The organism is Streptomyces sp. NPDC001700 (assembly GCF_053596435.1).
This window is the reverse complement of sequence record NZ_JBSFGE010000015.1, coordinates 41,037-67,365: the sequence shown is the minus strand read 5'-3', so window position 1 is coordinate 67,365 and position 26,329 is coordinate 41,037. Positions and strand designations below refer to the sequence as shown.

The window sequence follows — 26,329 nt, the reverse complement described above, 5'->3', positions numbered from 1 at the left end:
TGACGGGGCGGATCAGGCGGGACGGATCAGACGGGGAGCACGCCGGTGGCCACCGCCGCGCCGATCAGCAGGATCGGCAGGCAGTAGTAGCCGACGAGGGGGGCGAAGGTGCGGGCCGGGTTGACCCCGGCGATGCCGCTGGCCACGTAGATCGGGGCACCGGACGGCGGCGAGGCGCCCTCGGTGGAGGCGAAGATCAGCACGGCGACGCAGGCGGTGGTGGCGGGCACCCCGGCCTCGGCCAGGGAGGAGACGGCGACCGGGCCGATGGCGGCCATGGTGGCGCTGGCGGTGAGCGGGATGGCGACGGCGACGACGATCACCCCGACGATCAGGGCCATGGCCCACTTCGGCGCCTGCAACTGCCCCAGCAGATCGGTCAGTTGCTGCGGCAGGCCCAGTTCGCCCAGGACGTTCGAGGCGGAGAACGCGGCCACGATCGTCACGCCGATGACACCGAACTGCGGCGCCGCCCCTTCCAGCAGCTGCCACCACCCACGGCCGGAGCGGGGCAGTCGGCGGCGGCCCAGGAACAGCACGATCGCGATGAGCAGGACCGGTATCCAGGTGATGAGGCTGATCGCGTCCGACATCGTGGCGCCGACGTAACGGCCCAGTTCGCCACCGGTCGGGCCACGGGTCAGCAGCAGGGGCACGACCATCCCGGCGAACAGGAACAGGCTGGTCCACCCCGCGCCCAGGCTGGCCCGCAGCGGCAGCAGGTCGGCGCGGTCCATGGGCTGGATCCTGTGTCGGCGGATCATCCAGAACGCCGCCAGCAGGCGGTAGCCCAGACACCACAGCCCGCCCAGGAACAGCGGCAGCACGATGTCGTCCTTGGAGACCAGCGACGCCACTCCGGCCGAGCCCATCAGGATGAACATCGTGGAGCTGAACGGGAAGGTCACCCCCATGCCCGCGCCACCGGCGGCGACGGTGGCGGCGAGTTCGCCGCTGACCTTCGAGCGCTTCATCCACGGGATGGTCACCGAGCCGACGGCGGCGGTGACGGCGGCTCCGACGTGGGCGATCGCGCCGAAGATGCCTGCCGCGACGGTCGAGGTGTACACCGGTCCGCCCCGCAGACGGCCGAGCAGGGAGTTGAGGATGTTCAGCAGCTGGTCCAGGACCGGCGTACGGCTCAGCAGATAGCTCATGAACACGAAGGCCAGGGCGGCGAACGTGACCTCCTCCCGCATCGCCTCGGCGAACCCGCCCCACATGACGTGGCCGATGTCGCCGCCCGCGAACAGGCCGGTCACCAGGAAGCCGACGAGGAGGGCTTCGCCGATGTTCCGCTTCAGCACGGCGTTCCAGACGATGATGGCCGCCATGTAGCAGACCAGGGCCCATATCGCGATCATGCGGCTTCTCCTGCCGGTGTGCCTGCGGCCGGTGCGCCTGTGCCCGGTGCGTTGGCCGAGCGCGCGTCCGTGGCTCGTGCGTCCGCCGCGCGTGCGGTCCGGATGCCGCTGCGGCGGCGCGCCTCGTCGGCCTCGACCTCGCGCGCCGCGACCAGTGTCGACTCTGCCTCTTCGGCGGGAAGCACGGCTACCCCGTCGCCGTCCGCGACGACCAGGTCACCCGGCCCGCACACCGCGCCCCCCACGGCGACCGCGACGTTCACCCTGCCGGGACCGTCCTTGTACGGCCCGGCCGGTGTGACCGCACGCGCCCACACCGGGAAGCCGATCTCCTGGAGGACCTCCACATCGCGGGCGGCGCCGTCGAGGACCATGCCGACCACGCCACGGGACTGGGCGCGCTCGGCGATCAGCTCCCCGATCAGGGCGCGGGAGGTGTCACCCTGCCCGTTGACCACGATCAGGTCACCGGGCCCGGCGATCCGCAGCGCGTCGTGGATGGCCCGGTTGTCCCCGGCCCGCGTCAGCACCGTCAGCGCCCGGCCCACCGCGCGGGCGCCGGTCCACAGCGGGCTGATTCCGGAGTCGAGCAGTCCCAGCCGGTCGCGGGCGTCGCCGATGTTGGCGGTCGCCAGCCCCTCGTAGGCCGCCAGCAGCTCCCCGGTCACCAGCGGCGCGGCGCGCAGTCCGCCCGGTCGGGCGGCGCGGGCGTGCAGCCTGCCGATGTCCCGGGCCAGGGCCGTGTCCAGGCCCAGCTCCGCCATCAGGTCGGCCGCGGCGGCCACTTCGGCGGCCCGCCGCAGCCCGTGCTTGAACGTCCCCGCGTGCAGCCGGTCCAACGTGGCTTCGCCATCGGCCAGCTCCTGGGCGATCTGGCGGCGTACCCACTCCTCGTCACCGGCGGCGCGGCCCGCCTCCACCGTCTGCGCGATGACCGCGCCCAGCCCCTTCATGAACAGGCTGCGCAGCAGCTTGCGGGCCGACGCCGCCCCCGGCTCCCCGCCCAGGTCCTCCACCGGCGCACCCAGCGCCCCGAAGTGTTCCGCCACCGCCGGAGCGCCCCGGCCGCTGGCCACCAGCGCCGTGCGGTGGCGGTACGCGGGCACCGAACCGATCACGGATACGTCCGCGAAGACCGCTCGCCCACCCTCGGCGACGACGCCGTCGATGGTCCGCTTGAGGTCCGGTGCTCCAGCGTTCATGTCCGCGAAGAGCGCCCCGTCCCGCAGATGCGGTGCCGCCTCCGCCGCCACCGCCGCGGCCGCCTTGGCCCCCGTCAGCCCCAGCACGACATCGGCCCCGGCGACGGCTTCCGCCACGCTGCCCGCGCGGGCGGTGCCGGGCGGTGTCGGCACGTCGCCGGGGTCGTATCCCACGACGGACCAGCCATGTTCCGCGAAACCCGCGGCGTACAGCGCCCCGGCCTCGCCCAGCCCAAGGATCCCTACGCGCATCGACACCTCACTCTTATCGCACAGTGATAACTTTTCTCACTGAAGGTGGGAGGATGGTGCCCACGCCGGAACCCGGCGTCAAGGGGTGAGCCCGAACCCGCTCCGGGCGCCCCGCTTCCCCGACCAGCTCCCCGGGCCACTGGCCCGGGCCCCGCGCGGTTGATTAGCTGGCCCGCATGACTGACCTAGGCGCCGTCGCCTGGCCACCTGCCCCGATCAGGACCGAGCGGCTCGTGCTCCGTGAGCCCGAGGCCCGGGACCGCGCGGCGTTCATCGAGCTGCTCGCCTCGCCGGAGGTGCACACCTACCTCGGCGGTCCCCGCCCGCGCGACGAGCTGCAGCGCGCGATGCCCAGGGCGCCCGAGCGGTGGCCCGGGAGCTTCGTCGTTGATCTCGACGGGTCGATGATCGGCCAGATCCTGCTCAGGAGAGCGACGGGGCACCGTCGCCCGGCTGCCATGGGGAAGGCCGATCTCGGCTACCTGTTCCTGCCGCGGGCGTGGGGACGCGGCTACGCCGCCGAGGCGTGCGCGGCGGCACTCGGCTGGCTCGACGACGCGCTTCCCGGCGAGCCGGTGGTGCTCACCACCCAGACCGCCAACATCGGCTCGATGCGTCTCGCGGCGAAGCTGGGGTTCACCGAGGTGGAGCGGTTCGAGGCCTGGGGCGCCGAGCAGTGGCTCGGCATGCGGTCCCCGGCCACGCCGTCAGATTGAACTCGTGCGAGCCCGACGACCGGCCGTGGACCGTGAGGCGGTCGGCATGGGGGACCCGTCCAGGATGGCTTCGACCAGGTCCGCCGTGAGCCGGTGCCAGTGGCGGGCGCCGCGCAGCATGGTGTGGCCGCCGTGCCGCATCGCGATCGTGTGGACCTGGGCGCCCGCGTGCCGCGCCCGCTCGGCGAAGAGCCAGGAGTGCTCGGCCTCGGTGATCCGGTCGCGCTCGTCGTGCAGGACGGCGATGGCTTTGCCGCGCAGATGGGCGACCGGTTCGTTCGGCGGGCACCACGGTGCGAGCGCGACGATGCCCAGCACCGAGGGGTGTCCCCCGGCCAGGAGCGCCGCGCGGCCGCCCATGGAGTGGCCGACCAGGACGACCGGCAGACCGGGGGCGGTGAGTTCGGCGAGTCCGGCGAGCCCGGCGGTGAGTTCGTCGAGGGCGCCTCGGGCGTCGTGCGCGGCGTCGGCACGCGGGCCGTTCCACCCTCGGCACCGGTAGCGCACGGAGGCGAGCACCAGCCCCCGTTCGTCCAGGGCCCGCGACACCGCGCTGCGGAACGGGCGCATCCGCAGAGCGGGCAGGTTGAGCGGCGGGGGAGGGGCGAGGCCGTCCGCGCTCCCTCCGTGCAGGAGGAGCACCGCGGCGCGCGGGGCGGACGGCAGGGTGTGCACGATCAGCGGACGGTGGGATACGAGCTGTACGCGGTCGGCGTCCGGCGACGCGGGACCCGCGGGACCCGCGTCGCCCGTGTCGCTCGCGGGGTCTTCGTCTTCGCTCATCGTTCCGTTCCCCTCCCCCTCCCGGGCGTGCCCCGGTGCGGCGGCGTCGAGACGACGATACGGCGGTGGGCATCCGCCTGGTCGCCACCGCCGTGACGCCACCGCCGTGACGCCACCGCCGTACGCCGGATATATGTGGCTGCGGTACTTCGCCTTACTACGCCTTGAGCTGACCGACCACGTCAACAACCAACGGGGGCTTCGACGTCGTGTTCTCCTCATCCGCCGCACCACCCGGCCCGGCCGCACCGCACATGGTCGTCTGCGGTGACGACGCGCTCGCGCACCGCCTGGCCGCCGAACTCCACGGCGTCTACCGGGCACGCGTCACGGTCGTCATCCCGGGCGGTGTTCCCCTGGCGGAGCCCACGGGGCAGCGGATGGCGGGCGGCCCCGCCGCCACGCTCTTCGGCCGGTTCACCGCGGCCGTCGGACGGGTTCCCCTGCCCCGGCAGCCCGTGGCCACCCCCGTTGCCGACCCCGTGGCCGATGACGACCCGGACGCGGGCGTGCGCGTCGTGGAGGCCCACGCCCTGGACGACGGCGTGCTGACCGAGGCGGGCGTCGAGGGCGCGACGGCGCTCGCCCTCGTCCATGACGACGACGAGGCCAACATCCACGCCGCCCTGCGCGCCCGCCGCCTCAACCCCCGGCTGCGGCTGGTCATCCGGCTCTACAACCGCAAACTCGGCCAGCACCTGGAAGACCTCCTCGACCAGGCGGCCCGGGTCGCCGACCCCGGCATGGACGCGGCGGAGCTGGACGCCTCCGCCACCGTCCTCTCGGACGCCGACACCGTCGCGCCCGCACTGGCCGCCACCGCCATCGCGGGCACCAGCAAGGTGGTGCAGGCCGACGGGCTGCTGCTGCGCGCGGCCGAACGCACCCCGCCCCGCCGCGACGAGATCCCCGACCCCGGCCTGTGCACCCTCGCCCTGCTCTCGTCCACCACCAGCGACCCCGGCGGCAGCGAGGGCTCGGACAGCAGCGGCGACGAAGGGCCCAGCCTGCTGCCCGGCGACGCCGAGGTCGCCGCCGCCACCGGCCGTGGCACCGTGGTGCTCGACGCCGTCTCCGCCACCGGATCACCCATGCCGTCACGGCGGCTCGGCAGCCGCCGCGTGCCCCTCGCCTCGCTGTTCTCCCGCCGACTGCGCTGGTCCGTCGCCGGAATGGTGATCGCCGTACTCGCGCTCACCCTCGCCTCCTGGCGGCTCACCGGCGACGGTCTCGTCCACGCGGCCTACCTCACGGTGCTGGACGTCCTGGCCATCGACGAACCGGCGCTCGACGAGCCGACCGCGCGCAAGATCCTCCAACTGCTGTCCGGGCTGACCGGACTGCTCCTGCTGCCCGTCCTAGTGGCCGCCGCCTTCGAGGCGCTGGGCACGTTCCGTACCGCGTCCGCGCTGCGCCGACCCCCGCGCGGCCTCTCGGGCCACGTCGTCCTGCTCGGCCTGGGCAAGATCGGCACCCGCGTCCTGGCCCGGCTCCGGGAGATGGACATTCCCGTGGTGTGCGTGGAAGAGGACCCCGGCGCGCGCGGTATCCCGCTGGCCCGCAGGCTGGGCGTGCCGACCGTCACCGGCGACGTCACCCAGGAAGGCGTCCTCGAAGCCGCCAAGATCCAGCGGGCCCACGCCCTGCTGGCCCTGACCAGCTCCGACACCACCAACCTGGAAGCGACGCTCTACGCCCGCTCCGTCAAACCCCGGCTGCGGGTGGGGCTGCGCCTGTACGACGACCAGTTCGCCACCGCCGTCTACCGCACCCTGCGCGCCGCCCACCCCCAGGCCCTGACGCGCAGCCGCAGCGTCTCCACCCTGGCGGCGCCCGCCTTCGCCGGGGCGATGATGGGGCGCCAGATCCTGGGCGCCATACCGGTCGAGCGCCGGGTGCTGGTCTTCGCCGCCCTGCACGTCGCCGGGCACCCGCAGCTGGAAGGCCGTACGGTCGCCGAGGCGTTCACCCCGGGCGCCTGGCGGGTGATCGCCCTAGACGCGGCGGAACCCGCGGACCGCCAACGCGACCTGGCGGCTACGTACGACGGTGACGCACGGGAACCCGGCCTGGTCTGGGACCTGCACCCCGGCTACGTCCTGCGCTCCCAGGACCGCGTGGTGCTGGCCGCCACCCGCCAGGGCCTGGGCGAACTCCTCGCCGGAGACGCGCGCACCGGCTGACGGACGCGCTAGCGCGCCACGCGGTGGCGGAGGTAGACGAACTTCGAGCTGAAGGTGCGGGTCTCGACGAGTTCGAGATCCACCCGGCGCTCATGCCGAGGGAAGAACGGAATGCCACCGCCGACCAGCACGGGGTAGACCATGGCCCGGTACTCGTCGATCAGCCCCAGCGAGGCCGCCTCGCTGGCGAGCGTCGCGCCGCCGATCGCGATCTCCCCCTCCCCCGGCTCGGCCCGCAACCGCTCGATCTCCTCCGCCAGCCCACCGGAGGCCAGCCGGGCCTGGCCCCGCACCGCCGACAGCGTGGTGGAGAACACCACCTTGGGGAGCGGATTCCAGAGCGCGACCCACTCCAGCTCCGCGTCGTCGAGCGAGCGATCCTGGTCGGCGGTCTCCCAGTACAGCATCGTCTCGTACAGCCGCCGCCCCAACAGGTGGACGCCGACCTCCCGGATCTCGTCGATCCAGAAGCGAAAGACATCCTCGTCGGGCGCCGTCCAGTCGAAGCCGCCGTCCGGCCCGACGATGTAGCCGTCCAGTGAGACGTTCATCGAATAGGTCACGCTGCGCATGAGAAGCCTCCTCGGTACCGGTGTCGACAGTAGGACCGCCGCCCCCGGCAAAACTCATCGCGCCGCACCACTTCAGCCGAAAACCGGGAGTCCCCACGTGAGTGAGCGGAAGAAGCCGTTCCTGTACGTCGTCGTCTGTGCGGCCGGGATCGCCGGTGACGTCGGCAAGCTGATCAACGCGGCGCAGGAGCGGGGCTGGGACGTGGGCGTGATCGCCACGCCCCACGGCCTGGGCTTCATCGACGCCCAGGCCGTCGAGGCCCAGACCGGCTACCCGATCCGCTCCGCCTGGCGCTCCCCCGGCGACCCGCGCCCCCTCCCGCCCGCGGACGCGATCGCCGTCGCCCCGGCGACGTTCAACACGATCAACAAGTGGGCCGCCGGGATCGCCGACACCCTGGCGGTGGGCGTCCTGTGCGAGGCGTACGGCTTGGGCATCCCCACCGCCGCCCTGCCGTACCTCAACGCCGCCCAGGCCGCCCATCCCGCGTACCGGCAGAGCTTGAACCGCTTGCGCGACGAGATGGGAGTGCTCGTCGCCGAATACGAACCGCATCAGCCGAAGGCGGGCGGGGGCCGTGACCGGTTCCGGTGGGAGCGAGCGGTGGAGCTTCTCACTTGTCGAGGGCCAAAGCGGTGAGATCGCTGCTCCATTCGAAGCATTCCTGATGTCTGGTCGGATATTCCGATTAATCCCAAGGCATCAGAGAAGGCCATGAGACACATACACATAGTGCGGGTGCTGCTGGGCGCAGTGCCCCTGGTGGCAAGCCTGGCCTTCGTCCCTGCCGGTGCGAACGCCCAGGCGGTAGGCACCGGAGGCCAACGGTCAGCGGCTACGGCCCAGGCCCCGGCCCCGGCGGCAGGCCGGGCGGCAGGCCGGGCGGCAGGCCGGGCGGGGAAGGCGGTGGCCTCCGAGCCCGTCTGCAGCCCCTCGCCGGGTACGGTCACCTGTCTGGCCGAGCTGCGAACGGACATTCCGGCGATGGCGAACTCGTCGTCCGACAGCACCAACCCGCCCGGCTACCACCCCCGCGACATCCAAAGTGCGTACCGACTGCCCGTTCACGCGGGCGCGGGCCGGACGGTGGCGGTTGTCAGCGCGTTCGACAACCCCAAGGCCGAGAGCGACTTGGCGGTCTATCGGCGTACGTTCCATCTGCCGCCGTGCACCACCGCCAATGGCTGCTTCCGGAAGATCAACCAGAACGGCGGCAGCACCCCGCCACCGCTCACCGATCCTGCCTGGGCGACTGAGACCGCCCTCGATATCGAGGCTGTCAGTGCCGCCTGCCCCCGCTGCAAGATCCTGCTCGTCGAGGCAGACACCAACTCCCTCAGCAACATGCTCACGGCGGTGGCTCAAGCCCGCACCCAGGGCGCGAAGTACATCTCGATGAGCTGGGGCCTGCCGGAGAGCGCCTCCCAGCTGGCCCTCGACCAGACCTACTTCAACTTCCCCGGCATCGCCTTCGTCGGCGCCTCCGGCAACGGCGGCTACAACGGCTTCATCTATCCCGCCGCATCCCAGTACGTCACCGCTGCCGGGGGCACCCGGCTGGACCGCTCGCTCCAGCCGGTGCCGGGCCCGCAGAAGAAGCGTTCCGGCTGGTACGAGAGCGCCTGGAGCCGGTCCGGCTCCGGCTGCTCCCAGTTCCAGCCCAAGCCGCCCTTCCAGACCGACCCCGACTGCCCCAGGCGCACCGTCGCGGACGTCTCCGCGCTCGCCGACCCGGCCACCGGCTTCGCCCTCTACTCCACGTTCAGCTCCCCGGGCTGGAGGGTGATCGGCGGCACCAGCGTGTCCAGCGCGCTGATCGCCGGGATGTACGCGCTGGCGGGGAAGCCGGGCCCGGCGGACCGCCCGAACTCCTACCCGTACGCCCACCGCTCGGCGTTCTGGGACATCGACCAGGGATCCACGGGCTCCTGCGGTGGCTCCTACCTCTGCACCGCCAAGATCGGCTACGACGGCCCGACCGGCGTCGGCACCCCCAGAGGAGTCCGCGGCCTGCGCCGCTGACCCCCGGACGGTCAGGTCCGGACAACAAACTTCGGTGGCTGGTCCATGGACCAGGCGGTTCACGCCCGCCGGGGGACGTCATGCGCCCGGGGCGTCCTCGGTCTCCCAGCGCAGCAGGTCGCCCGGCTGGCACTCGAGCACCTCGCAGAGCGCGGCGAGCGTCGCGAAACGCACCGCCTTGGCGCGGCCGTTCTTGAGTACCGCCAGGTTGGCGGGCGTGATCCCTACGCGGTCCGCGAGGTCGCCCACGGACATCTTCCGCTTGGCCAGCATCACGTCGATGTCGACGGTGATCGGCATCAGATCACCTCGTCCAACTCGGCCTGCATCTGTGCCGCTTCGACGTCACGCGCGACGGCCTGGGCGAGCAGCATCCGCAGCACGAGCACGATGAGCGCGACCCCCAGGATGGCCAGGCCGATCCCGCCCATGATGACGGTGACGCCCGGGTCGTCCCGCTGGCCCGGCGCGTTGAGGGCCGTGACCGCGAACCACAGGAGGGCAGCCGCCACGATCGCGCCGATCACGGCGTCCACGTACCGGAAGGCGGCGTGGGAGAACACGGTTCCGCGTCGCACCATCGTCACCAGCCGCCATACGCTGACCAGCGCGACCTGGGCCGCGCCCGTGCCCAGGACCGTGATCACGCGCAGCGCGGTCAGCGGGAGCGCCCCGTCCTCCGGATCGCTCCCGGTGACCAACACCCACACCATCAACGCCTGCACGAACACGGTGCCGGCGAGCACCACCACGAGCACGGCGCGAAGCGCACGCACTGCTAGCTGTCCCATGGCCCGTCCTTCCATCGAGTTGCGATGGAAATCTATCGAATATCGATAGATGAATCAAGGGCTGCGTTCGTGCTCGGCGTTGCTGAAGATGGCCCCAGTCGTGATCGTGCGGTGCGGCGGCTGCCGTTACGCACGGCCGCGGCCGTACTCCGCGAGCGCGTTGAAGGCGGCCTTCGGTTCCCACGGCAGGCCGGGATACGTCGTACCCGTGCGGCCGTCGGTGAGGACCTTGACGATGCCGAAGGACGCCTTGTCGAAGTCGCGGTCGTCGTTGTCCTCGTCATGCGGCAGGTCGTAGCGGGCGAAGGCGTAGACGAAGGCTGCGTCGATCCCGGAGTGCTCGAAGAGGCCGAGGAGTTCGCGAAGGTAGTCGGCCTGTTCCTGCTCGTCGCGGGCGACCGGATGGTTGAACCGCGCGGGGCGGGCCCGCTCGTCCCAGTCGATGACCGCGTCGCCACGGCTCCCGACGGCGGCGGCTCCCCGGTAAGGGGCGCATCCGAACTCGGTGACCGCCGCCGGCTTGCCGTGCGCGGTCAGGGCCCGCAGCCCGTCGGCGAGATGGGGGGCGTTCTGCGCGTCGCGGTAACCGGCGTCCGTGGTGACGATGTCGAACGGCGTCCAGTCGACCCCCTCGAACGGCAGCGACGCATACCCGATCCGGCCGGTGAACCGGGCCCGCACGGCGGCTGTCACCTTGGCGAGATAGGCGTTCATCAAGACCGGCACGGTGGCCAGCGCGGTACGCAGCCGCTGGGGGTCGGAGAGGACGGCGGCCCGCTCGGTGAAGGTGTCGCCGGGCAGGAAGCCCGGGGTGAAGAGGGAGATCTCCGATCCGGTGAGGAAGACCACCTCGGCGCCCTCGCGCCGCAGCTTCTCCGCGCGCCCGGCGCTGTCGGCGAGGAAGTCCAGGAGCTGGTCCTGGGTGAGGTCGTTGGTGAACGGGCAGTACCAGACCTCGAGTCCGGCCTCGGCCGCGAGGCGGGCGGCTGTTTCCAGCCGGTCGCGGTCGCCACCGGTGATCCGTACGGCGTCGCAGCGCAGCTCGTCGTGGATGATCTCCATTTCGCGGCGGACGGTCACCGGGTCGAAGGGCTCGCGGGTGGTGGTCCCCGCGCTGGTGAAGCCGGTGTCGAAGTTGATGCCGAAGACGCGCACGGCGATCCTCTCTGCCGATCTGCCGAAAAGTTTAAGGTACGGAGCGTACCTTAAACCGTAGTGGAGGCGGCTCGGCAGAGCGTGGGACGAGTACGTTCCGTACCGTAGAAGCCAAGGTGTACGACGAGAGGGGACAAGCAGTGCCGGAGTCCACGGACACGGGGCGCGAGGCCGGGGCGCAGCGGCGGCGTGGCGCCGTGCTGGAGGAGGCGATTCTGCGGGCGGCGGCGGAAATACTGCGGGAGTCCGGCGTCCCGGGTCTGACCATGGACGCGGTGGCCCGGCGGGCGGGCACGAACAAGAACGCGATCTACCGCCGCTGGCCGAACCGCGTCGCGCTCGGCGCCGCCGCGTACCGCCGACTGGCCGCCACCGAGGCCACGGTGCCGGACACCGGCTCGCTGCGGGAGGACGCGCTGGAACTGCTGCGGCGTGCGAACAGCACCTGGTCGTCACCGTACGGAGAGATCCTGCGCGGCCTCATCGCGGCGGCCGACGGCACGCGGGAACTGGTCGCCGAGTTGCGCGACCCGGCGGCCGGCGGCGACGCACACCAGGCGGCATGGCTGACGGTCCTCGGCCGGGCGGTGGCCCGCGGCGAAGCCGCACCCGAGGCACTGCACCCCCGGGTCGCGTCCGCCCCCACGGCACTGCTGCGCAACGAATACGTGACGAGCGGCGCCCCGGCCGTGCCGGACGCCACCCTCACCGAGATCGTCGACGAGGTCTTCCTCCCACTGGTCCACGGCCGAAGCCCAGTTGGCAGCCGGGATCGACGCCCGCGCCGCAGCTGACCGCAAGAGGCCGCGGTCAAGGTGGCGATGTCGCGGCGTCATCAACCGCCACCCGACAGGCTCTCAGCGGCGGCTGAAGGTCTGGCGGTAGGCGGTTGGGCTGGTGCCGGTGGCCGTGGTCGATGTAGAGAACGTCCGGATCGATGAGTACGGCGGGGTGGAGTCGGGCAAGGCGGTCCACCGCCCGCCAGTGTGTCGTGGCGGTCAGCCCGTCGAGCAGGCCGGACTCGGCAAGAGCGAAGACACCACTGCGAATGGACACGACGCGCGCCCCGTCAATATGGGCTTCGCGTAACGCCTCCAGCGCCGCGGCCGCGCCGACACTGGATTTCATCGGTCCGCACACGGCCTTCTGGGGCGCGGGCATGAAGGTCCACCTGATATCCAGCACACTCGAACCGGTTGTCTCCGACACCGGAGTGACTATCTGGTGCGACGGCCTCGTACATCACCTCGGTCTGCACCGGGTCACTCGCCCTCGCCGCGGCCTGGCTGCTCGACGGCTATCGCGCGGCAACGCACTGGTCCACCCGTGACCATCTGGCGCGGCTGGGCGTCGAGGTGTCGACGGAGCGAGTGTGCATCGATCGGAACAGGTTCTCCGGCGGCGGCGTGACCGCGGGCATCGACTTCGGCCTCACGGTCATTGCGCACGTCCTCGGAGAAAAGTCCGCGAAACTCTCGCAGCTGGCCATGGAATACGACCCCAAGCCGCCCATCGACGCAGGCTCCCCCAGGACGCGGGGCCCGAAGCGGTGGCGCTGTTCAATGAGTGGGCCACAAAGGCCGACGATGATCTCCGGCATTCCGTGTCCCGTGTACTGGAGCAGCGGATGGCGGCGGGCTCGGGCGCCGCTGTGGGCTCCAGCGGTCTCAGTCCGTGCTGAGGGGAATCCGCAGCCGCACCCGGTAGCCGCCCTCGGGCCGCGTGCTCAGCTGACGCTGATCTCATTGCCGCCATCCCATGGCATCGCCCTCACTCCGGCGTGTTGACCGGGCCGGCGAAGAGCCTTGCCTACAGCCCTGGCGGTATTCCGTTGAAAGGCGTCACTAAAGCCAATTGGGGACAGGCTGACGGCCGATTAGCGTCGGGAGCGACACCGGCAAGGGCCGGATGCCGACCGCCCGCGAAGGAACTTCTCCATGCATGCCCAGATCATCCTGTTCGACGGCTTCGATCCGCTCGATGTCGTCGCCCCCTACGAAGTGCTGTACGCCGGCGGCACCGCCTCCGGCGGCGCGGTGAGTGTGGAACTGGTCTCCGCGGAAGGACCGCGTGACGTGGTCAGCGGCACCGGGAGCCTGGTACTGCGCGCTACTGCCGCCCTGGACCCCGCACGCGCGGGCCTGATCCTGGTCCCCGGCGCCTCGGGCCGCGTGGGAGAGCCCGGCGAGGTCCCTGACCACGATGCGGCGGCCGGGGAACGGCAGCAGGACGAATTCATCCCCGTACTGCTGGGCCGCACCCTGACGACCGAGCTGCCCACACTGCTGAAGGCGGCTGGGGACAACCCCGAGGTGACGCTCAGCGCGGTGTGCGGCGGCTCGCTCGTCCTGGCCATGGCCGGCCTGCTGGAGGGCCGCTACGCCACCACCCACCACATGGGTCTGGACCTGCTCGACGCCACTGGCGTCCACACGGTCAGCGCCCGCGTCGTCGACGACGGTGACCTCGTCACCGGGGCCGGCGTCACCTCCGGCCTCGACCTGGGCCTGTACCTGCTGGAGCGCATGGTGGGCCCTCAGATCGCCCACGCTGTCGAAGAACTGTTCGCTTATGAGCGGCGCGGCACCGTCTGGCGCCACGAAGGCCCCGTTCCCGCCGGCCTCTGACCACACATGCCGCCCCGCAGTTCAACCACACCGCACTTCAACCACACCGCACTCGTAAGGAAGAACAGCACCATGGCCGCAGAAGGCGTCTGGGACCTGTCCATCTCCACCCCGATCGGCAGGATCGAAGCCGTGGTCGACTTCGCCCGGCAGGACGGTGTCCTGACCGGGGCAGCCCACGGGGCAGGAGAGAACGTCCCACTCAGCGACATCACCCTCGAGGATGACCGACTCACCTGGAAGCAGGCCATCACCAAGCCCCTGCGCCTGAACCTGGCCTTCGCGGTCACGGTCGACGGCGACACTCTGACCGGCACGTCCAAGGCCGGACGTCTTCCGGCCTCGCAGGTCACCGGCCGACGCCGTGCTGTCCCAGCGGCCGTGGAACGCTAGCCATCACGAAATTTCTCCCCTCCCCGCCCGTTCGCCCTCAACGGCACCGACCGCCGCACCCACGAGGAGCAGAACGCCGCCGATCATCCCGGCTGGAAGAACCGGTGCGCCCACGCCATCGACGACCACAGCCCCCACAGCACCACGATCGCGAGCAGCACGAGCACAGTGGACTGCTGCGCGGCGGCGAGAAGCGCCCCGGCGACGATGAACAGAAGTGCGACGTCGGGCCGGAGCGCGAGACGCATCTGCTGCAGGTAGGAAGCGATGTAGGTGTAGAGCAGGTTGTGCGCGAGCATCCAGACGAAGACGACGGCGAGGATGGTCGCCACGCCGGGAATGCCCAGCACTCGGCTGAGCGGAGCGCGTGTCCGCGCCGACTGCCCCGGGGCGTCGGGCACGAGGAACTTCGCGGAGACCATGACGATGACGCTGAGCAGTGACATCGCGGCGAAGGACCAGCGCCACCCGACCGTCGAGCCCAGCCAGGCGCCAAGTGGTGTTCCGACGCAGAGCGCGACCGGCGTTCCGGTCATGGCGATGGCAAGGGCACGCCCGGCGTGCTCAGGTGCGGCGATACGCCGGGCGTATCCGGCGAGCATGCCCCACAGCAGACCGGAGAAGGCTCCCCCGACGAACCGGGCGACAAGAGCGACCGTGAACGACGGCGATACCGCGGTGACGGCGTTCGCGACGAGGGACCCGAGCAGGCCCGCGAGGAGGAGCGGCTTCCGCCGTGCCCCGCGCGTCAGCGCGATCGCGGGTATCAGCGTCTCGGTCATGATCACGATGAATCCGGTACACGCCATCACCACCGGTGCCGGAACGGGGAACGACTCGTGCGCTCGCTCGCGGACCGGCGTGGGGCTTCGCCGTGTCCCCCGTCGGCCGTCCCCGCATCTTCGACATGGAGGCCGTCTTGGAGGCCGCGATGCTGCTGTTCTGGGAACAGGGCTACGAAGCGACATCGCTGGCCCAGCTCCGTGAGACCACAGGGCTGTCCTCCGCGAGCCTCTACGGTGCCTTCGGCTCGAAGGAGGGACTGTTCGAGAAGGCCGTCGAGCACTACATCGCCGGTCCGGGCACCGGGAGCGGGCGAGGCCGGAGCGCGAAAGGTCGTAGCGGCGCGCCGCGCAGCGGACCGAGCACGCATCAGGGCGTGCGTCGTACGCGGCATCGCCTCAGGAGAACTCGCCGAAGACACCGACGTGGACGGCGTCACGTCAATGATCCACGGCTTCTTGCTCGGTATTTCGACACAGGTGCACGTCGACATCGGCCCACGCAGGTCAGAAGGGGCTGAGGTGCGGTGCGAGTGTGGTCTCCAGCCGTTGCTCTGCGTCGCGTTCGTCAACGGGGATGTCGATGGGGCAGCGACCAGACCGGAAGTTTCGCCGACGACGATCACTCGGCGTCCGCCACGCCGTCCGAGACCGCCCGGTCGATCTCTTCTGCGGTGACCGGGCCGCCGAAATCAAGGCGGGGAATGCCCCAGTCCTCGTCCCAGCGCTGGGTACGCAGTCGCAGTCGCAGTCGCAGACATCAGATGCGGCCGGTGTGACCGAAGATCATCGCGAACAGCCACGCGCAGCAGAAGGGCGGGACCCAGGGAGTGAGCCCTGCCCTTCTGCGTCGCCGAGCAGGTCACGACGACCCGCCACAGACCTGTCGCAGTGCGGCGGTCCGCGTGCGGTGACGAGCTTTCCGTCCCAGCACGTGCTGGACTTGGGTCAGGGGCTCGTGGCTGCGTTTCAGCCCAAGGGGCTCACTTGTCGTCCTTGACGTCGTCCTTGACGTCGTCGTCAGGCAGGAACTTCTGCGAGGGCGGCGGGGCGACGCTGGTGGCGGAGTTGGTGCAGCCGGGGACGCTGCCTTCGGGGGAGCAGTTGTCCGGGGCGTTGTTGACGACCCTGGTGCGGGTGAGCGTGACCTGGCCGCCCGCCTCGTTGAGGATGCCGCCGCCGGCGGTGATCGCCGTATTGCGCGTGACCAGGCTGTCGACCAGTGTGGCGGTGCTGGCGAGGTTGGAGAGGCCGGCGCCTGTCACCGCGATGTTGTCCCTGAGGGTGGTCGACTTCAGGTTCACGGTGGAGCCGTTCGGGTTGCGGATACCGCCACCCACCAGTGCGGTGTTGCCCTGGACCGATACGGACTCCAGGGACGCGGTCCCCAGGATGTTCTCCAGGCCGCCACCGTTGCTGTTGACCGCACGGTTTTTGCGCAGGGCCCCGCCCTTCATCGTCATCGTGCCGCCACCGTCGTTGGAGATTCCGCCGCCGAAGCTGGCCGAGGTGTTGCGCTCGACGGTGGTGCGGTCGAGGGTGAGCTGTCCACCGATGTTGGAGAGGCCACCGCCGGTGGCTGCGAAGTTGTTCTTGATGCCCGTGTCGTTCAAATTCAGCGTGCCCTGCTCGTTCAGGATGCCGCCGCCGGAGCCTCCGATGAGGCCGCCGCTGATCGTGAGCGATTTCAGGGTGAGTGTGCCGTCTTCCACCACGTGGAAGATGCGGAAGCTCTCCGCCGCGTCCGGGTCGCGTCGAATGGTGGTGTCGCGGCCGGTGATGGTCACATTCCCGGTGATCTCCGGAAGCCCGTCGTCCGTGTTGTCGGGAGCGGTCAGGGTGTAGGTGCAGCGGGGCGCGAGGGTGATGCGACCGCCGTTGGTGTTGGCCTCATTGATCGCATCCACCAGGCCGGGGATGTCGTTGCACCGCACTTGGGTCCCATCGTCGGCGCCGGCCGACGCGGTCGGCATGACCGCGAGGCAGAGCCCTGCGCCGACCGCGGTTATCGTGGGGCCGTACGGAAAAATGATCTTCATCGCTACGCCTTCCTCAACGCTGGAGTGAAGCGGCGCATCACCGGCAGCAGCGACCACGCTGATCAGCCGGGATGATAAGAATGACGTTTCATTTGTAACTACAGGTGATCGCAACCTCACCTGGTGTACGGCCAAACGATTCTGGCCGCCATGAGCGTCAGCCCTGGCAGCAAGCCGGGTCGTGCGGCGAGCGGTCCTGTTGGTGCGGTGTTGTGGGGCTGGCTACCGCATTGCGGCCGCGACCGGTCCGTAAGAGAGCCGGTCACAGCCGCTTCGGGGATCCCTCAGCAGCCACCGGTTTTGGGTGCGTCGTCGATCTGGACGGTGGCGGGGCGGCGCAGCAGCCGCCGCCGTTGGCCTCGGCATCGGCGGGTTCATCGAACAACCCGGCGCCGCCGCAGACGCCGGTCCCCGGCAGTGTGAGCTCCACGCGTTCGGCGGCCTCGCGGTCTCCTGCCAGGGCGGCGGCGATGGAGCGGACCTGTTCGTAACCGGCCCGAACCATCGTGCCCTTGAGCGTTGCCCCGGACCGGGTGGAGAGGCTGTGGCGCGGGAAGCCCGACGGCGACGGGGCTGGGGCGAGCCGATGCGCCCCAGCCCGCCTCAGCGAGAGGTGGCAGAGCTACGTGATGGTGTGATGCCTCTGTGTCAGGCGCCCCAGCGGGGAGCATGTGCGCAGCCTGGCTGCGTTCGGCCTTGCTCGAACCGTCAGCGGGGCAGGCCCACCGCACGGGAGATGAGGGCGTCGAAGGCCCGGTCGGGCAGGACCCGGCGCAGCGCGATGAGGGGCCGGGCGCCGAAGCCGGTGGCGTAGCGGGGCTTGGGGCGGCGGGCGGTGACGGCCTTGCCGATGGCGTCGGCGATGACGGCGGGCGGGGAGTTGCGCTTGGCGTTGGCCTCGGAGCGCAGGGAGGCGGCGACAGCGGTGGCCTGGCGGGCGTAGGGGCCGGTGACGGACGACTTTTCGAGTTTGTCGGCGGCGATGCCGCCCCATTCGGTGGCGATGCCGCCGGGTTCGATGACGACGACGTCGATGCCGAAGGGTTTGGCCTCCAGGCGCAGGCAGTCGCTGAGGGCTTCGAGGGCGAACTTGGTGCCGTGGTACCAGCCGCCGAGCGGGGTGTAGATCTTGCCGCCCATCGAGGTGATGTTGACGACGGTGCCACTGCGCTGGGCGCGCATGTGCGGCAGAACCAGCTGGGCCAGCCGCAGAGCGCCGAAGACGTTGACCTCGAACTGGTGCCGCGCCTCGTCCAAGGGGACGTCTTCGAGGGCGCCGTAGGAGCCGTAACCGGCGTTGTTGACCAGGACGTCGATGCGGCCGGTCTCGCTGATGATGCGGTCGACGCCGGTGCGCAGGGAGTCGTCGTCGGTGACGTCCATCGCCAGCGCGTGGATGCCGTGGTCGGCGAGTTTCCGCAGCCGGTCGGTGCGGCGGGCGGCTCCGTAGACGGTGTAGCCGAGCTCCCGCAGCTTGAGAGCGGTGGCCTCGCCGATGCCGGAGGAGGCGCCGGTGACAAGGGCGGTCTTGGGCATGTCGAATCCTCATGACTAAGATGAACATCGGTTCACTATCTATCCTGAACCGTAGTTCACCTTGATGCAAGTGGAAGGGTTGACGAGTCACATGCCCCAGGCCAAAGCGCCGCGCGCGGACGCGGTCCGCAACCGCAAGAAGATCCTTGCCGCGGCTGGCGAGCAGATCACCGCACACGGGCCCGACGTCGGGATGGACGAGATAGCCGCCGCGGCGGGCGTGGCCGTGGGAACCCTGTACCGGCATTTCCCCACCAAGACGGACCTGGTCGCGGCCGTTGTCGCCGAGCACGTCGCCCGCATCGCCGACGACGCCGAAGCCGTGCTCGAACGCGTCACCGCCGGCGCCCGCGCCGTGGACGAACTGACCGCGTTCCTCGGCCGCGTCGTCGAGGCGTCCGCGACCGACCGCGCGGTCAAGGCCGTCGCTCAGGCCCTCGATGCCGAGCCGGGTGATCGCGCCGCCGAGGACCGTGCGGGCGCGGCCGTGGCCGCCCTCATCCAGGCAGGCCAGGCCGACGGCGACATCCACCCCGACGTCACCGTCAACGACATCTACATCCTCTTCTCGACCGCCCCCACCGACCAGCCACCCGCTGCCCGAACCCGCTGGCTCACCCTCGTCGTCCCGGGCCTGACCACACGCGCCCGCCCGACGAGCATCTGAGGATCGAGGAGTGCCAAGCCCCTCTGACCCCCTGCGTCGGGGGCGCACATGGGTGCGATGAGTGATCAGTAGTGAGCCGGTCCCCCTCGCCGCCCTGCGGGCTGCTGGCACGTTCCATCCGCCCCAGAGCTACCGGTACTTGAAAGCTGACGACCTGCGCCAGGTCACGGCGGCGACGCCCGTTGTCGACGCTGCGCTCAACAAGGTGCTGAGCGACTTGGTGCCTGCTTAGGCGTGCGTGCTTCGGTCCCAGCAAGCCCTATGTGCGCTACACAGAACCGGGGCGGTCGGGCGCTTTCGGGCTGTGATTCACCACCGGTTGCCCTCAGGCTCAGAAGGGGCTGAGGTGCGGTGCGAGTGTGGCCTCCAGCCGTTGCACTGCGTCTTCGTGGTCTCGCAGGTGTGGCTTCATGATCCACAGATCTTCGCGAAACGGTTCGAAGCCCAACGATTCCCACGTGCGCTGAACTGCGGCCTAGTCATGGGCGGCAGTCATCGGACTCTCCCTGTCGGCCGTCTCTGCTGTCACGATAGCGCTCGACCGAGAAGACCGCCGAGGACTCCGCGAGTGGTGCGAATCTGGTGCGCGACGCTCAACCAGGTCTAGACAACAAAGAAGCCCCGGGCCGCTGGCCTGGGGCTTTGTGGTGGAGCGGGTGACGAGAATCGAACTCGCGCCCTGAGCTTGGGAATCACCGGGCCTGGCGGCCGTGAAACCGGACCTGGCCTGCTGGTACGGGTAGACGGCGGCGCCGTGAGGGGACTCATCGAAGACCTTGATTGACCGTCGTTCACCGCTCGATCGGGCACGCATCGGGCACGGCTCTTCGCCTAGTGATCACCGCTCACAAGCCCCATCACGATTCGGTCCGCCCCGACGCCGGGCCGAGCGACGGACTGCCGCTGAGGTCCGCGCCACTCCCCGCTGTCCGCTGCCGTTGATATCTGTCCTGGACGTCAGTCACATACAGCTATCTTTGGGAAACTCTGGGACACAGCGCCCTGGGCGTGCCAAGCTACCGTCTAGCGTTCCCAAGCCCCTGGAGTGGACATTGGCTAGCGAGATGCATGTCTCCATCACGCCGCGAGGTATGAGCGTCACGGAGGCATACCGTTTGTTCAGGGACGATGCCCTGTTGGTCAACAGGCGGTATCAACGGAAACTAGTCTGGTCTGTAGCTGAAAAGCAACTGCTAATCGATAGCATTTTGGACGGCTACCCGATTCCTCTGATCCTACTTGCCGAGCGCCCAGAAATTCACGGTAGCGGCAAGTATGAGATTATCGACGGAATGCAGAGGCTTGACGCAATTTTTGCCTTCATTGAGCAAAAATATGACTACTGCGGCATGTACTTTGATTTGAATCAGAGCGCCCGCGCCCGGCAAGCCGCAGACTCAAAAGCGTTCGAACCGGTAGAAACTCTGATGCCGCTTCCGGCTGAAAAATGCGCAAACTTAGTGGACTATCAGTTGGCAGTTACGATCTTTCCCACGCAAACTGAGCAGCAAATTACGGATGTATTCAGTAGAATCAATTCGAATGGGCGCCAGTTGAGCGTGCAGGAGAAGCGGCAAGCTGGGATGCTCAACCCATTTTCTGAAGTCGTCCGGACCGTGGCAAGTTCACTGCGCGGTGATGTATCTGACGATGTCCTACTGCTGCATGATATGCCGAGTATTTCAATCGAATCTTCCCGCGAAAAGCAACAGTACGGAGTAAGAGCAGAGGATACGGTTTGGATTCGCCATGGAATCCTAAACGTCAAGCAACTCCGTGAAGGCGACGACGAGCAAATGGTTGCCGATATCGCCGCATCAATCCTTCTGGGGAACCCATTTCCGGCAAGTAAAGAAGAATTCGACGAAATCTATGATGCCCAGAGCGAAAAGCATAAGCGTATCGAGCGCAACCTGGCCGCTTACGGGGTGCGTCGACTAGAGGAAGAGATCCAGTCGACGTTTTCTGTACTCGCTGAAGTGATGGATGACCAACTTTCTTCTCCTAACGGGCTACGAAATTTGGTGCGGTCAGGAAATAGTGGTAACCCGATCAGGACGCCCTTCTATGCCATCTTTATGTCGTTCTTTGATTTGATTGTTCGGCAGCAGAAATCTCCTGACGACTACGCGTCGATTGTCTCCGCGCTTAGGGGAATCGGACGTCGACTGAAGAGCGCTCGCCACTATACCTCGGCTGAGGATCGCACTTCGAATATTGACGTAATTACCGGCCTGATTCAGCGCAACTTTACGGCGAGGGTTCCGCCTGTATTCGGTCATGGCCCCGGACTCGCTCTCGATTTCGAGAATTCTCTTCGCAGGTCAAGAATTGAAACAAGTCGATACGAGTTCAAGCAAGGGTTGCTCCAACTCGACAGTCAACGCGCATGGAACGATTCCATCTTTGAGCGCCTGACTGAGACGATTTGTGCGATCGCTAACGTAAAGCCAGGTGTCGAAGGCTATCTGTTCATCGGGGTTGCAGATAACGAGTCCCATGCGAATCGGATCCAAATCCTAGATGGGATTGATCCGGTTGAAGTGGGGTCGCATCATGTGGTCGGCATTGAAAGGGAGGCTAAGCTGAAAAAAATGTCGCTGGATTCCTACGTGCAGAGGTTTGTCGCGAAAATCTCTCAGCAGCCCATTAGCGAGCCCCTGGCGACCCAGATCCTTTCTGGGATCGACACCGTCGAGTACAAGGGCATGTCGGTGATTCGGATACTAATCCCAGGGCAAAAGGACGTCACTTACTGCGGCGATCGTGTCTTTGTCCGACGAGGCTCCTCGACGGAAGAAATTAAAGAGCTCAAAAAAGTAGCAGCGCTGGCCAAAATCTTCAGCTAACCAGGTCGGTGGAGCGGGTTTGGGCGGTGGCCTGCCCGGTCTGGGGTCGGGCATGGTCAGGGGGCCGTACGCTCATTGGCAACTCGGGCAGTCTTTGGACCTGCCCGGAATTAGCACGAGTGGCCCCCTGGCCTTGCCCGACGCGGGACCCGGACCGGGGAGGTGCCTAAAGCCGTGGAGCCGACCCCCAGCCACGACGGACCCTCTTCTCCTCAGCCAAGGTGCCTGCTGCTGGCGCGCGGCCCGGCGGTCGGGCCGGAGCGGGGCGGAGACATGAGCGGCGGCCCGCACCGCCGGGCCGCGCGCGCCGCGCTTGCGCGGCGCCTTGAACCCGTAGAGAAGGTTGTAACTCACTGCTTGCGCTTGGCACGTTCGTGCTCGGCGTTGCTGATGATGGACTCGGCGCCGTCGAGCTGGTGGCGGAGCCTGTTGAGTACGTCGGTGCGGGCCGAGTTGATGAGGTGGTCCGTGGTCGGCGTGGTGCCGGTTGAGGTGCCGGTGGGGACCCAGAACGTCTTGTGGCAGTGATCGCGGATGATCTCCTGACAGGTGCGGATGACCCAGTTCATCGTCACGGTGATCTCATCGCGGTGGAGCTGGTCCAGGTCCGAGCCGTCGTTGCGCTCCGGGTGGGATGTCATCGGTCGGCCTTCTGTTGGGCTACGAGCTGGGCGGTGACGGTGCGGCCGTGCTGGTTGCCGGTGATGTCGACGCGGCAGGCCAGGGCCATGACGATGCTTAATCCGCGGCCGTGGGTGTCGTACAGGTCGGCCTCGGTGACGTGAGGTTCTGGGCTTGCGCCCGCATCGCTGACGGAGATGGTGACGGTCTGAGGTAGCAGCGACAGGGTGAGTTGGAAGGTGCCGAAGTCGCGGCCGCTGGCGGTGTGGTTGAGGGCGTTGCTTCCGAGTTCGCTGACGATCAGCTCGGCGTTGTCCACGCAGGGGTGGCCGCTGAGGATGTCGCGGGTCCAGCGGCGGGCACGGGTCACCTCTTCTCGAAATCCTGGGCACATCAGGCCCCAAACTCGCGGACTACTCATATACTCGTCCATACAAGTTCCTTCGTGCTGGTAGGGGCGATGAATCGTGGGTGCGTGCTAGATGAGTCGCACGCCGTCGTGTGCGCGGACGGCTGGCGGGCTCGCGTTGTCGATCGCGTCCAGGACGCGGATGGCGTATGCCTCGTCGGCAAGCTCGGTGATCTCGTCGCGGGTGACCCAGCGCAGGGCGCGGGTTTCCGCTCCGGTGGTGGGGCTGCCGTCGATGGCCTCGCAGCGGAAGACCATGGAGACGATCAGGCCGGTCATGTTCTTGTAGACGCCGGTGAGGGTCGCGGGGAGCGCGATCTTGATGCCGGTCTCTTCGAGGACTTCCCGTTGCAGGGCGTCGGGGATGGTTTCCTCGCGTTCGAGCACGCCGCCGGGCGGTTCCCACTTACCGTTGTCCCGTCGCTTGATCAGCAACGCACGGCCAGCGTCGTCAACGATGACTCCGGCGACGCTCACGGAGTGCGGGCGCTCAGTGCTCACGTTCCACGCCCCTCTCGGCTGGCTAGGCTTTCCACCGTAGCAACACCGCTTAGCCGCTCGTCTAGATACCTAAAGGAGTATGTGCATATGCCTTCTCTGACCGCTGTTCTGGGTGTATTGGACCCCACGAGCGACCGGGCGGTGTTCCGGCAGATCGCCGACGCGCTGCGGGAAGCGATCGACAAGGGACGGTTCAGGGAGGGCGACAAGCTGCCCTCGGAGACTGAGCTGGTCGAGCACTTCGCAGTGTCCCGGATGACCGTGCGCAACTCGTTGTCGCTGCTCCAGCAAGAGGGGCTGGTGGTCTCCGAGCATGGCAAGGGGGTCTTCGTCCGGCCGCGACCTCCCGTGCGACGGCTGGCTTCGGACCGGTTCGCGCGGCGCCATCGTGATCAGGGGAAGGCAGCCTTTACCGTGGAGGCCGAGGCTGCGGGGAGCCGTCCGGAGGTGGACGGCCTGGAGGTGAAGGAAGAGCGGCCGTCGCCGGACATCTCGGCCCGGCTCGGTTCGCCGCGCAAGGTGCTGGCACGTCGGCGCCGGTATCTGCTGGACGGGCGACCGGTGGAGTTCGCCACCTCGTACCTGCCGCTCGACCTGGCCCGGAACACCCCGATCGCCCAGCCCAACCCCGGCCCCGGCGGCATCTACGCCCGGCTCGAAGAGCTGGGGCACCGTCTGGACCACTTCGATGAGGAGATCCGCGCCCGGATGCCCTCGCCCGCCGAGGTGCGCACGCTCCAGCTCGCCTCCGGCGTCCCGGTGATCTCGCTGATCCGTACCGCCTTCGACTCCGAGGGGCGCGCGGTCGAAGTCTGCGACACCGTGATGGCCGCTGACGCCTACGTCCTGGCTTACCAGCTCCCCGCCACCTGACAGGCGGCGGCCGGATGGTGCGCTGTGCGGCCGTGGCGGGCCGCTTCTCTCAACTCGTACGCACGCACACCCATACTCGTATAGACGAGTGGCTGAGTGGTGTGGCATGGTGGTGATCGTTCCCGGCGCGATCGGGTTCGACCACTGGTACTCATCTAGACAACTAGGTGGGTGATGTTGCGAGAGAAGGAGAAGTAATTGCGTTCCATCCGTGTCGAGACCTCTGGTGCCACGGTGCTGCTGACTGAGGCACCGGAGCCCAAGGTCAGGGACCGGCAGACCGGCGAGATCGCCAAGGACGCCCAGAGCGGTGAGACGCTCATGCGCCTGGGCGTCGTCTACATCGACGGCGGGGAATCCTCCCTGCTTCAGGTCACTGTGCCGGAGAGCGGGGTGACAGAAGGGCTGGCGCTCGGCTCGCCGGTCACGCTGTTCGGGCTGATCGCCCGGCCGTGGGAGAACGTGTTCAACGGGCAGCAGCGGCACGGCATCGCCTTCCGCGCTGACGCCATCGCTCCGGCTGCCATGCCGGTTGGTGCGGGGGCCTGAGCCTGATGAACGACGTCATGACGTTGATGGAGGTGGGTGGTCCGGTCGCCGCGACGGTTGGCGGGGCCGCCTACCTCCGGGCCCGGCACCCGGCCGCGTACTGGTCCACGATCGGGCTGCCCGTCTCCACGGTGAAGCTGCTGGGGTCGTACGGGTCCGTGATGGATGCGTGCGGGCTGACCGTTCCGCCGTCCCGGCTGAGGGCCTGGGCGACACAGGCGCTCACCCATCGGGAGGTGCAGCCGGTGCCTCCTCGCCGGGGGCTCATACGGCCCACGTCGACCGGGCTGCGGGTTCGGCTTCGGCTGGCACCAGGGCAGGAACCGGCAGACGTGGCGGCCTCGGCCGAACGGCTGCGACATGCCTGGGGCGTTCACGGCGTGTACGTGGATGTCGTGAAGCCAGGGGTGGTCGAGCTGCGGCTGATCGGCTTCGACGTGCTGCGGAAGGTGCGGATGCCCCGCAAGATGGCGGGCGGCCTCCTCAAGGTGCCGGTGGCGCTGCGGGAGGACGCGACGCCCTTCGTACGGGACTACCGGGCCGTTCCGCACCAGCTCACCTTGGGCGCGACGCTGTCGGGGAAGTCTATGTTCCTGCGGCACCTGATATCCGGGCTGGCGCGGCAACCGGTCGCGCTGGTCGGGATCGACTGCAAGCGGGGTGTGGAGCTGGCGCCGTTCGCTCCTCGGCTGTCGGCGCTGGCCACCGATGCCAGTCAGGCGGCTGACCTGCTGCCCGTGCTCGTCGGGCTGATGGAGGAGCGGTATGACCTGATCAAGGCTCGGCAGGGCATCGCTCCGAGTACGCCGGATGAAGAGATCACCTCTGACATCTGGGGCTTGCCGGTGGATGAGCGGCCGGTGCCGGTGGTGCTGGTCGTGGACGAGGTGGCCGAGCTGTTCCTCGTCGCCACGCGGAAGGACGAGGAACGGCGGGACGAGATGGTCACCCAGCTCATCCGGCTCACCCAACTCGGCCGGGCGGCAGGCATCTACCTGGAGGTGTGTGGGCAGCGGTTCGGCGCCGAGCTGGGCAAGGGAGCGACGATGCTTCGGGCTCAGCTGACCGGCAGGGTCTGTCACCGCGTGAACGATGAAGCCTCCGCCAAGATGGCACTGGGCGACATCGCCCCCGAAGCGGTCGGCGCGGCTTGCGCCATCGCTCCTGAGCGGCCCGGCCTGGCCGTTGCCGGGGACACCTCGGGCGGCTGGTCCCGCATCCGCCCGCCGTATCTGTCGCTTGGTGACGCTGCCGCTGTCTGCCGCGAACACGCTCACCTGGTGCCGGTGTTGCCTGCGCTCGAACCGTTCCGGTCGGACGCGCCTACCGTTCCGGTGAGTGCTCCGACATCGCTCCTCAAGCCGTCGCCGGTCACCGAGTAGCCCGCCCCCAATCATCGGTCGGCGCGACCTCATCGCGCCATGTCCCTACCCCGTCACGCC

Annotated in this window: 28 protein-coding genes; 14 read left to right on the top strand and 14 right to left on the bottom strand. The window is 68.8% G+C overall.

What is annotated here, in order from left to right:
- Positions 1–26: 26 nt before the first annotated feature.
- Positions 27–1,364 (bottom strand): TRAP transporter large permease subunit, encoded by a 1,338-nt coding sequence (locus tag ACWC5C_RS26495; RefSeq protein ID WP_450879218.1) that lies wholly within the window; start codon positions 1,362–1,364, stop codon positions 27–29.
- Positions 1,361–2,818, bottom strand: a complete 1,458-nt coding sequence (locus tag ACWC5C_RS26490; protein WP_450879216.1) for an RraA family protein — start codon at positions 2,816–2,818, stop codon at positions 1,361–1,363. The genes ACWC5C_RS26495 and ACWC5C_RS26490 overlap by 4 nt, the downstream gene beginning before the upstream one ends.
- Before the next feature lie 176 nt (positions 2,819–2,994).
- Between ACWC5C_RS26490 and ACWC5C_RS26485 the strand changes: the two genes are divergently transcribed.
- Positions 2,995–3,534, top strand: coding sequence for a GNAT family N-acetyltransferase (locus ACWC5C_RS26485; protein ID WP_450879214.1), 540 nt, complete (start codon positions 2,995–2,997; stop codon positions 3,532–3,534).
- Here ACWC5C_RS26485 and ACWC5C_RS26480 read toward each other — a convergent pair.
- Positions 3,526–4,317 (bottom strand): alpha/beta hydrolase, encoded by a 792-nt coding sequence (locus tag ACWC5C_RS26480; protein ID WP_450879212.1) that lies wholly within the window; start codon positions 4,315–4,317, stop codon positions 3,526–3,528. The genes ACWC5C_RS26485 and ACWC5C_RS26480 overlap by 9 nt on opposite strands.
- 254 nt (positions 4,318–4,571) lie before the next feature.
- On the opposite strand from ACWC5C_RS26480, the gene ACWC5C_RS26475 reads away from it, so the two are divergent.
- On the top strand, positions 4,572–6,500 hold the full coding sequence (locus ACWC5C_RS26475) for an NAD-binding protein (protein ID WP_450879442.1): 1,929 nt from the start codon (positions 4,572–4,574) through the stop codon (positions 6,498–6,500).
- Positions 6,501–6,508: 8 nt separating this feature from the next.
- Here ACWC5C_RS26475 and ACWC5C_RS26470 read toward each other — a convergent pair whose 3' ends face one another.
- On the bottom strand, positions 6,509–7,072 hold the full coding sequence (locus ACWC5C_RS26470; RefSeq protein WP_450879210.1) for a dihydrofolate reductase family protein: 564 nt from the start codon (positions 7,070–7,072) through the stop codon (positions 6,509–6,511).
- A gap of 97 nt (positions 7,073–7,169) precedes the next feature.
- Here ACWC5C_RS26470 and ACWC5C_RS26465 point away from each other — a divergent pair, with 97 nt between their 5' ends.
- Both ACWC5C_RS26465 and ACWC5C_RS26460 read left to right on the top strand, forming a co-directional pair.
- Complete coding sequence (locus ACWC5C_RS26465; protein WP_450879208.1) at positions 7,170–7,712, top strand: flavoprotein; 543 nt, start codon at positions 7,170–7,172, stop codon at positions 7,710–7,712.
- Between the two features lie 267 nt (positions 7,713–7,979).
- Positions 7,980–9,095, top strand: coding sequence for a S53 family peptidase (locus ACWC5C_RS26460; protein ID WP_450879206.1), 1,116 nt, complete (start codon positions 7,980–7,982; stop codon positions 9,093–9,095).
- Positions 9,096–9,173: 78 nt separating this feature from the next.
- Here ACWC5C_RS26460 and ACWC5C_RS26455 read toward each other — a convergent pair whose 3' ends face one another.
- The 3 genes from ACWC5C_RS26455 to ACWC5C_RS26445 all read right to left on the bottom strand — a co-directional run bounded on the left by ACWC5C_RS26455 (position 9,174) and on the right by ACWC5C_RS26445 (position 11,041).
- Positions 9,174–9,395 carry a helix-turn-helix domain-containing protein gene (locus ACWC5C_RS26455; RefSeq protein ID WP_450879204.1) on the bottom strand — a complete coding sequence of 74 codons (222 nt, stop codon included), beginning with the start codon at positions 9,393–9,395 and terminating at the stop codon, positions 9,174–9,176.
- Entirely contained in the window at positions 9,395–9,886 is a 492-nt protein-coding gene (locus ACWC5C_RS26450; protein ID WP_450879202.1) for a DUF2975 domain-containing protein, read from the bottom strand. Before ACWC5C_RS26450 ends, ACWC5C_RS26455 begins: the two co-directional genes overlap by 1 nt.
- Positions 9,887–10,012: 126 nt before the next feature.
- Entirely contained in the window at positions 10,013–11,041 is a 1,029-nt protein-coding gene (locus ACWC5C_RS26445) for a hypothetical protein (RefSeq protein ID WP_450879200.1), read from the bottom strand.
- A 140-nt stretch (positions 11,042–11,181) separates the two neighbouring features.
- Here ACWC5C_RS26445 and ACWC5C_RS26440 point away from each other — a divergent pair, with 140 nt between their 5' ends.
- Positions 11,182–11,835: a TetR/AcrR family transcriptional regulator gene (locus tag ACWC5C_RS26440; protein ID WP_450879198.1), complete on the top strand. Its 654-nt coding sequence runs from the start codon at positions 11,182–11,184 to the stop codon at positions 11,833–11,835.
- Between the two features lie 16 nt (positions 11,836–11,851).
- Here ACWC5C_RS26440 and ACWC5C_RS26435 read toward each other — a convergent pair whose 3' ends face one another.
- Entirely contained in the window at positions 11,852–12,250 is a 399-nt protein-coding gene (locus tag ACWC5C_RS26435; RefSeq protein WP_450879196.1) for a hypothetical protein, read from the bottom strand.
- A gap of 32 nt (positions 12,251–12,282) precedes the next feature.
- On the opposite strand from ACWC5C_RS26435, the gene ACWC5C_RS26430 reads away from it, so the two are divergent.
- The 3 genes from ACWC5C_RS26430 to ACWC5C_RS26420 all read left to right on the top strand — a co-directional run bounded on the left by ACWC5C_RS26430 (position 12,283) and on the right by ACWC5C_RS26420 (position 14,061).
- Positions 12,283–12,828 carry a DJ-1/PfpI family protein gene (locus ACWC5C_RS26430; protein WP_450879440.1) on the top strand — a complete coding sequence of 182 codons (546 nt, stop codon included), beginning with the start codon at positions 12,283–12,285 and terminating at the stop codon, positions 12,826–12,828.
- A 150-nt stretch (positions 12,829–12,978) separates the two neighbouring features.
- The gene (locus tag ACWC5C_RS26425; RefSeq protein ID WP_450879194.1) at positions 12,979–13,668 is read left to right on the top strand and encodes a DJ-1/PfpI family protein; all 690 of its coding nucleotides are present in this window, start codon (positions 12,979–12,981) and stop codon (positions 13,666–13,668) included.
- 72 nt (positions 13,669–13,740) lie between these two features.
- Positions 13,741–14,061, top strand: coding sequence for a hypothetical protein (locus ACWC5C_RS26420; protein WP_450879192.1), 321 nt, complete (start codon positions 13,741–13,743; stop codon positions 14,059–14,061).
- An 83-nt stretch (positions 14,062–14,144) separates the two neighbouring features.
- Here the strand turns inward: ACWC5C_RS26420 and ACWC5C_RS26415 are convergent, their stop codons facing one another.
- Positions 14,145–14,843, bottom strand: coding sequence for an MFS transporter (locus tag ACWC5C_RS26415; RefSeq protein ID WP_450879190.1), 699 nt, complete (start codon positions 14,841–14,843; stop codon positions 14,145–14,147).
- Between the two features lie 125 nt (positions 14,844–14,968).
- Between ACWC5C_RS26415 and ACWC5C_RS26410 the strand changes: the two genes are divergently transcribed.
- Entirely contained in the window at positions 14,969–15,364 is a 396-nt protein-coding gene (locus ACWC5C_RS26410; RefSeq protein ID WP_450879188.1) for a TetR/AcrR family transcriptional regulator, read from the top strand.
- A gap of 462 nt (positions 15,365–15,826) precedes the next feature.
- Here the strand turns inward: ACWC5C_RS26410 and ACWC5C_RS26405 are convergent, their stop codons facing one another.
- Together ACWC5C_RS26405 and ACWC5C_RS26400 are read right to left on the bottom strand one after the other, a co-directional pair.
- Positions 15,827–16,939 (bottom strand): right-handed parallel beta-helix repeat-containing protein, encoded by a 1,113-nt coding sequence (locus ACWC5C_RS26405; protein ID WP_450879186.1) that lies wholly within the window; start codon positions 16,937–16,939, stop codon positions 15,827–15,829.
- A gap of 651 nt (positions 16,940–17,590) precedes the next feature.
- Positions 17,591–18,418, bottom strand: coding sequence for an oxidoreductase (locus ACWC5C_RS26400; protein ID WP_450879184.1), 828 nt, complete (start codon positions 18,416–18,418; stop codon positions 17,591–17,593).
- Between the two features lie 91 nt (positions 18,419–18,509).
- Here ACWC5C_RS26400 and ACWC5C_RS26395 point away from each other — a divergent pair, with 91 nt between their 5' ends.
- Positions 18,510–19,085: a TetR/AcrR family transcriptional regulator gene (locus ACWC5C_RS26395; protein ID WP_450879182.1), complete on the top strand. Its 576-nt coding sequence runs from the start codon at positions 18,510–18,512 to the stop codon at positions 19,083–19,085.
- A 1,091-nt stretch (positions 19,086–20,176) separates the two neighbouring features.
- Entirely contained in the window at positions 20,177–21,934 is a 1,758-nt protein-coding gene (locus ACWC5C_RS26390; protein WP_450879180.1) for a GmrSD restriction endonuclease domain-containing protein, read from the top strand.
- 350 nt (positions 21,935–22,284) lie between these two features.
- On the opposite strand, the gene ACWC5C_RS26385 is transcribed toward ACWC5C_RS26390, so the two are convergent.
- The 3 genes from ACWC5C_RS26385 to ACWC5C_RS26375 form a co-directional block, all read right to left on the bottom strand.
- Positions 22,285–22,575 (bottom strand): hypothetical protein, encoded by a 291-nt coding sequence (locus tag ACWC5C_RS26385; RefSeq protein ID WP_450879179.1) that lies wholly within the window; start codon positions 22,573–22,575, stop codon positions 22,285–22,287.
- Positions 22,572–22,925: an ATP-binding protein gene (locus tag ACWC5C_RS26380; protein ID WP_450879177.1), complete on the bottom strand. Its 354-nt coding sequence runs from the start codon at positions 22,923–22,925 to the stop codon at positions 22,572–22,574. The genes ACWC5C_RS26385 and ACWC5C_RS26380 overlap by 4 nt, the downstream gene beginning before the upstream one ends.
- A 108-nt stretch (positions 22,926–23,033) precedes the next feature.
- On the bottom strand, positions 23,034–23,441 hold the full coding sequence (locus ACWC5C_RS26375; RefSeq protein ID WP_450879438.1) for an NUDIX hydrolase: 408 nt from the start codon (positions 23,439–23,441) through the stop codon (positions 23,034–23,036).
- Positions 23,442–23,552: 111 nt separating this feature from the next.
- On the opposite strand from ACWC5C_RS26375, the gene ACWC5C_RS26370 reads away from it, so the two are divergent.
- The 3 genes from ACWC5C_RS26370 (at position 23,553) to ACWC5C_RS26360 (ending at position 26,269) form a co-directional block, all read left to right on the top strand.
- Positions 23,553–24,338 carry a GntR family transcriptional regulator gene (locus ACWC5C_RS26370; protein WP_450879175.1) on the top strand — a complete coding sequence of 262 codons (786 nt, stop codon included), beginning with the start codon at positions 23,553–23,555 and terminating at the stop codon, positions 24,336–24,338.
- 198 nt (positions 24,339–24,536) lie between these two features.
- Entirely contained in the window at positions 24,537–24,887 is a 351-nt protein-coding gene (locus ACWC5C_RS26365) for an SCO3933 family regulatory protein (protein WP_450879173.1), read from the top strand.
- A gap of 5 nt (positions 24,888–24,892) precedes the next feature.
- On the top strand, positions 24,893–26,269 hold the full coding sequence (locus ACWC5C_RS26360) for an FtsK/SpoIIIE domain-containing protein (RefSeq protein ID WP_450879171.1): 1,377 nt from the start codon (positions 24,893–24,895) through the stop codon (positions 26,267–26,269).
- The last annotated feature ends 60 nt before the right edge of the window (positions 26,270–26,329 follow it).